Raw genomic sequence first — 6000 nt, 5'->3', positions numbered from 1 at the left:
CGTCGGCGTCGCAGCCGCTACCTTCACCGCAGCCTCGGCGGCGCCGTAGCCGTCGGCGCTCACGGCGCGGATGACGGCTGTGCCGGCTTTATGCCCGGTCACCTTGCCGGAACCATCGACGGAGGCGATGTCCGGCGCGGAGGAGGTCCACGTCACCGCGCCGTTGTCCGAGCCGTACGTGCCCGCTGCCACTGTCGCCTTCAGCGATGCGGCGTCGCCGCCTGCCGTCAGGGCGATATCGCTGCGGTCCAGCGTCACCAGGGTCGTGTTGAGCTGAAGCACGCCGACCGTGCCGCTGACTTCAAAGGCGACCAGCAGCAGCGGCTGGCCCGTAGGGCTGTCCGCGGCGGAGATGAATTCGATGCCTTCCGGCGCCGTATCCGAAGCAAGCGGATCCCCGGCTCCAAAATCGCGGGTGTTCGTGTAGTTGACGAAACGGGCGTCTTCCGGATTCGTCACGTCGTACGTCATCACTCCGCCCACACGCTCCAGGCCGATGAAGGCCAACGTCCGGTCGCCGACATGTCCGATTTTCACATCCTCGGGCTCCGGCCCTTTTTTGGGACTGCGGGAATCCATGTCGGGCTTGTCGTTGGAGGCGTTGAAGTTGTTCGGCAGGCGCTCGGCCGTAATCCGCTCGAAGCCGCTGCCGCTGTCATACACCTGCTTCATCGAAGCGGCGTCCCAGACGGAGAAGGAGCGCCCTCCGTACATGTAAATACCGTCCTTGGCCATGTCGCTCGACGCCTCGACCTTGTCGTAGACGGTCGTTCCGTTCAGGAACTTCGCAGCCGCCGAGTTCGGATCCAGAGCGGCCTTCAGATCCTTGACGGTCGAGCCGTTCTTGCGGCCGGGGAAGTCGGTGGCGTCGCCCTCATTGCCGGTGATCAGATACGTTTTGCCCCCGGCCTGGAAGGATGCGATGCCGTCCGGCATGTATCGTCCGAAGAACGGGACGTTCTCCAGCGAGATCTTGCCGTCCTTGAGCAGGTCCAGCGCATTTTCCGGCTTGCTGAAATCCTTGAAGCCCAGCCCCTTCACCGAAAGGAACTTGCCGGATGCGATGTCCAGCTCCGCGACGGCGTTGTTCTCCTGCAGCGTCACATAAGCCGTTGCCGCATCCCCGGACAAGGCGATATATTCCGGCTCCAGATCCGTGAGCGCCCGCTCCTTCGTTCCCGGCCCCGTAATCAGCCCCTTTGCGTCCACATCGCCGCGAATATGCACGAGATCGTCGATGATGGAGGGATTGTCGAACTTCGCATGGCGCACCGACTGCGATTGGCGGTCGACGATGGTAGCCGAACTGGGCGGCGAGGATCGGGCCGACGAGCGGTCCGGCAGCGGCGATGGCGGCGAAGTGATGGCCGAAGGCGACCCATTTGTTCGTCGGGACATAATCCTTGCCGTCCTTCAGCGTATGCGCCGGAGTCGGCGTATCGTCGCTCAGCTTCAGCACCTTGCGCGTGAAGAACGTGCCGTATAATCGATAGGCAATCATGAGAATGCATATGGATCCGATTACGATTGAAATCGCATTCATGGTGGTGGCCTCCCAAGACGTTGATAGTCTATAGAATAGAAAAAGAAACGTCTTGGAAACCGTTTTCAAGACAAAACGCAGGAAATCGGGGCTGAGGCGCAGAGATCAAGCAGCGAATGGAAGCGGCTTCATCGTGAACGTCGAGGTTCGGAGGCGGGGTGAAGGAAGGGCAGATCCAGGTCCACGAAAGGAAAGCAACAGCAGCGGGCTGCGCTAAAGGACGACAAAGCGGAATCCGCAAAGAAAAAAAGCAGCGGGATCCGCAAAAGGAAAGCAACAGCAGGCCGGGCTCCGCTAGAGGAAAAAAACGGGCTCCGCAAGGAAAATTCAAAGCCCGATCAGCTGCTTCAGCTCCTTCAGATATGTCCGGCTGACGGGCACTTTGGCTCCGTTTCTCATGATCAGCGTGCAGGTCGAGTGGAACCAGGGCTGGATCTCCTCGATCTCGTCCACATTGGCCAGATAGGCGCGGTGGACGCGCATGATCGGCGTTCCCTGCAGCTTCTGCTCGAAGGTGACGAGCGGCTCGCCGACCTTGTACGTCTGCTCTGCGGTCACCACCAGCGTTTTTCCTTCTTCCGCCGTGATATAGAGGATTTTGCCGACGTTCACCAGCAGGATGCGCTCCTCGACCGTGATCGCCAGCTTGCCGGTCCGCTCCGGAGCGGAAGGAGGCCGCAGCGGAGCGGGAGCCGGACTACTGGTGCGGCTTTCCCGCAGCGCGGCGATTTTCTCCACCGCCTTGCGGATCCGTTCTTCATCGTACGGCTTCAGGATGTAGTCGGCGGCGTTGAGCTCGAAGGCGCGCAGCGCATGCTCGTCGTAAGCGGTGGCGAACACGATCTCCGGACGGGGGTCCAAAATCTGCAGCTGCTGCGCGATTTCAAGCCCGCTCTCCTCGGCTAGCTGGATATCGAGAAAGACGGCATCGGGCTCTGTCTTTCGTATGCCCTGGAGCGCTTCCTCCAGCGATTCCGCTTCCCCGACCACCTCCACGCGCTTGGTGCGGTGCAAAATATAGGCCAGCTCGTCGCGGGCGAGCGGCTCGTCATCCACGATAAATGCTTTCAGCATCCTGTTCCCCTCCATCATGATGGCTGAGCGGCACGGCAATCCTGATTCTGGCGCCGCCGCTGCCGCTTGCGATCTCGAAGCTTGCGGCTCCCTGGTAGATTTCTTCGATGCGTTTCTTGATATTGTGCAGCGCTGTTCCTGTGCCCGAAGCGGACTTGACCTTCTGCCTGCCGACCGTCGCGAGAAGCTCCTCGGCGAAGCCGATGCCGTCATCCTCCGCGACCAGCACCATCCGTTCCGCCTCCCGGAACGCGGTGATCGTCACATGTCCGACCCGTTTCCCCTTCAGCGGTCCGAACGCATGCCGGACGGCGTTCTCCACGAGCGGCTGCAAGGTGAACGGAGGGAGGAGCACCTCTTCAAGCGCAGGGTCGATGTCCAGCTCGACCGTGTATTTGCCCGGAAAACGGGCCTTCTCCAGCGTCAGGTAGGCTTCGACATGCTCCAGCTCCTTGCGCAGCGGGATGAGCATCTGCCGCGCGCCCTGCAGGTTGCTGCGGAAAAAGACCCCAAGCTGCAGCAGCAGCTTGCGCGCGGTCTCCGGATCGGTGCGGCACAGGGCCGAGATCGTGTTGATCGCATTGAACAGGAAATGAGGATGCACCTGCGCCTGCAGCGCCTTGATTTCCGCATCCTTCAGCAGGCGGCTCTGCTGCTCGGCCTCCGCCAGCTCCAGCTGCGTGGAGAACAGCTTGCCGAGGCCTTCGGCGAGCTCCTGCTCGACCCGGTCCATTTGGAGCGGATTCGTGAAATAAAGCTTGAGCGTGCCGACGGTACGCTGATGCACCTGGAGAGGGAGCACGATGGCCGCCTGCAGCGGACAGCCTTCATGGTTGCACTGGATCGCCTCCCGCGTCTTGGCCTTCAGCAGCCGTCCGTGCTCCAGCACGTTGCGGGTGAGCTGCGTCGACAGGCTCTGCATCGGGATATGATGGTCCGAGCCGATCCCTACATGAGCCAGCACCTGCTGCCGGTTGGTGATCGAGATCGCGTCGGCGTGGGTCGTCCGCAGCAGTATTTCCGCCACTTCGCGGCAGGAGTACTCGCTCAGTCCTTGCCGGAAGAACGGCAGCGTCTGGTCGGCGATATGCAGCGCCTTGTGCGTCTGGAGCGCGCGGGTGCGCTCTTCCTCCTGCACGATCGATTGCACGAACAGCATGAACAGCAGCGTGCCGAACCCGTTGATGACGATCATCGGGATGCCGATGACCCGCACGAGCTCCAGAGCGGGCTCGAACGGGCGGGCGGCGAGCAGGATGATGCCCATCTGCGCGCATTCCATGACGATGCCGATGGCGACGGCGCGCCAGGTCATGCTTTTGCCCTTGCGGCGCATCCGGGCTCCGAGCAGGCCGGTGATCAAGCCGGCCATGATCGTGGAGACGCCGCAGGCGACCGCCGTGAAGCCGCCGAGCGTAATGCGGTGCACGCCGGCGATCAGTCCGGTCCCGAAGCCGACGAGCGGGCCGCCGAGCAGGCCGCCGAGCACGACGCCGAGCACGCGCGTATTGGCGAGGGCGCTTTCATAATCGACATTGGCCTGCCAAGCCTGCGAGGCGATGGCGCCGTGGCTGATTTTGATTCCCGTATAGTTGCTGATGATGCCGAATGCGCCGAAGATGGCGATCAGCAGCAGCTTTTCCTTAAGCCGATGCTCATGGTGGATGATCTGGCGGAACGACTTCATCCTGGAGAGCAGAAAGACGACGATGAGCAGAATGCCGACCCTCTCGAGCATAAGCGGCAGCAAATGGATCACGAAGGGTTCACCTGCTTCCATGGGTTTGAGCCTGATTATACCTTAAAAATGCATCCGGTACGGCGGAAGGCGCGGAGATGCCGATTCTAAAAGCAAGAATGAGGATGAATCGGAGCGCTATCTGGGCTAGACTAACGTTACGAGACCTCCTCCAGCCGGCTGCAGGATGCCGATCCGGAGGAGAGAAACAATCCGGAAGAAACCGGCAAGGAAAGGAGGCGCGCGATGGAGACCATGGGTTTCGAGGAAATGTGGGAAAAAATCATTGCCTGCGACAAAACATATGACGGCCTGTTCTACACCGCCGTGAAAACGACGAAAATCTACTGCCGTCCGTCCTGCCGCTCCAGAAAGCCGAAGAAGGAAAATGTCCGCTTTTACGCGCATAGGGAGGAAGCTCAGACAGCCGGATTCCGTGCCTGCAAGCGATGCCGGCCCGAAGCGGAACGGACTCCCCATGCCGCCCTGATCCGGAGCGTATCGGCCTTTCTGCTCCGGGAGCACAAGCAGGCTCTGTCGCTGCGGGACATTTCTGCATTTGCCGGTGTAAGCCCGTACCATCTGGAGCGGCTGTTCAAGCAGGAGACGTCGGAGACGCCGCGGTCGTTTCTGGAGAAAATAAGGGTGGACAAAGCGGCCCGCCTCCTGCGCACGACAGACCGGGGCAGCCTGGACATCTGCTACGAGTCCGGGTTCCGAAGCCCGTCCCATTTCTACAAGGCGTTCCGGCGCCTGACGGCTTGCACGCCGAGCCAATACCGCCGCCGCTCGGCCGATTCCGGAGATGCCGCCGCCTGCGGAACCGATCCGGCCCATCCCCCCAAGGAGGTCGTTGTCCGTGAATAAGCCGCATCGAGTCGACCTGGACACCCCGATCGGGGTGCTTATGATCGTCGGCACGGACGAAGGCGTCCAGTCCATCCTGTTCTCGGATGAAGATCAGGTCCCGGAGCCGATCCGGCCCGACACTCCGCGGGCCTTGATGGACTGCCGGCTGCAAATGGAGGAATATTTCCGCGGCGAGCGCCGGCGCTTCACGTTCCCATGCGCCGCTCAGGGAACCGACTTCCAGAAGAACGTATGGCAAGCCTTGACCGATGTGCCTTACGCGCACACCGTCTCCTACAAGGACATCGCCGTTGCGATCGGCAACGAAAAGGCGATCCGGGCCGTCGGCAGCGCCAACGGGAAGAACAGGCTGAGATTCCGCGGAGTCCGGGCATGTATGCAAAAAAGAATCCCTTCAATGACTTTGAACGATCTCGATGAGGCAGGACGCCGCTGCTGTGCCTCCCGACATAAGGGCCAATCGGCATGAGAGCCTCCTCGTCCGCTCTTTTTCGCGGAACTGGCTCAGGCTTCAATCCGTGCTAGCCTCTACGACGCGAAGGGGAGCGGAACAAATGGCGCACGAACCTGTTGATCCGGAAAAAACCGGGCCCAAGAAGAAAAATGGAGGCTCCATCGGCCTCTGAATTGCGGTCGGCATCGCCATCGGGGCTTAGCTCGGCCAGGCGATGGACAATATCGGGGCAGGATTGCCATTGGAGTCGGGATAGGAGCGGCACTCGCAATCGCCGTGAAGGAGAACAAATAAGCCGGCAGGGGATGAGATTGAATGGGT

General features: G+C 61.2%; 5 protein-coding genes and 1 pseudogene. 2 read left to right on the top strand and 4 right to left on the bottom strand.

Translation table 11 applies throughout. From position 1 onward, the window contains the following. The 4 genes and pseudogenes from BN871_RS02170 to BN871_RS02155 form a co-directional block, all read right to left on the bottom strand. Positions 1-1398 (bottom strand): choice-of-anchor I family protein (locus BN871_RS02170; RefSeq protein ID WP_198157993.1); only part of this gene is annotated, 1398 nt, incomplete at its 3' end. Continuing rightward, a pseudogene (locus BN871_RS27355) lies at positions 1298-1543 on the bottom strand (carbon starvation CstA family protein); the annotation flags it as partial. The gene BN871_RS02170 and the pseudogene BN871_RS27355, both read right to left, overlap by 101 nt. Before the next feature lie 327 nt (positions 1544-1870). Then, positions 1871-2617, bottom strand: coding sequence for a LytTR family DNA-binding domain-containing protein (locus BN871_RS02160; RefSeq protein ID WP_021877687.1), 747 nt, complete (start codon positions 2615-2617; stop codon positions 1871-1873). After that, positions 2592-4376, bottom strand: a complete 1785-nt coding sequence (locus BN871_RS02155) for a sensor histidine kinase (protein ID WP_127507316.1) — start codon at positions 4374-4376, stop codon at positions 2592-2594. Before BN871_RS02155 ends, BN871_RS02160 begins: the two co-directional genes overlap by 26 nt. A 225-nt stretch (positions 4377-4601) precedes the next feature. Between BN871_RS02155 and BN871_RS02150 the strand changes: the two genes are divergently transcribed. Together BN871_RS02150 and BN871_RS02145 are read left to right on the top strand one after the other, a co-directional pair. Continuing rightward, the gene (locus tag BN871_RS02150) at positions 4602-5222 is read left to right on the top strand and encodes a bifunctional transcriptional activator/DNA repair enzyme AdaA (RefSeq protein ID WP_083436196.1); all 621 of its coding nucleotides are present in this window, start codon (positions 4602-4604) and stop codon (positions 5220-5222) included. After that, complete coding sequence (locus BN871_RS02145; RefSeq protein ID WP_053086924.1) at positions 5215-5694, top strand: methylated-DNA--[protein]-cysteine S-methyltransferase; 480 nt, start codon at positions 5215-5217, stop codon at positions 5692-5694. Before BN871_RS02150 ends, BN871_RS02145 begins: the two co-directional genes overlap by 8 nt. The last annotated feature ends 306 nt before the right edge of the window (positions 5695-6000 follow it).

The organism is Paenibacillus sp. P22 (genome assembly GCF_000469945.2).
In the GTDB taxonomy this organism is placed as follows: Bacteria; Bacillota; Bacilli; order Paenibacillales; family Paenibacillaceae; genus Paenibacillus_O; species Paenibacillus_O humicus.
The sequence above is the reverse complement of the archived record's forward strand: the minus strand, read 5'-3'. Positions and strand labels throughout refer to the sequence as shown.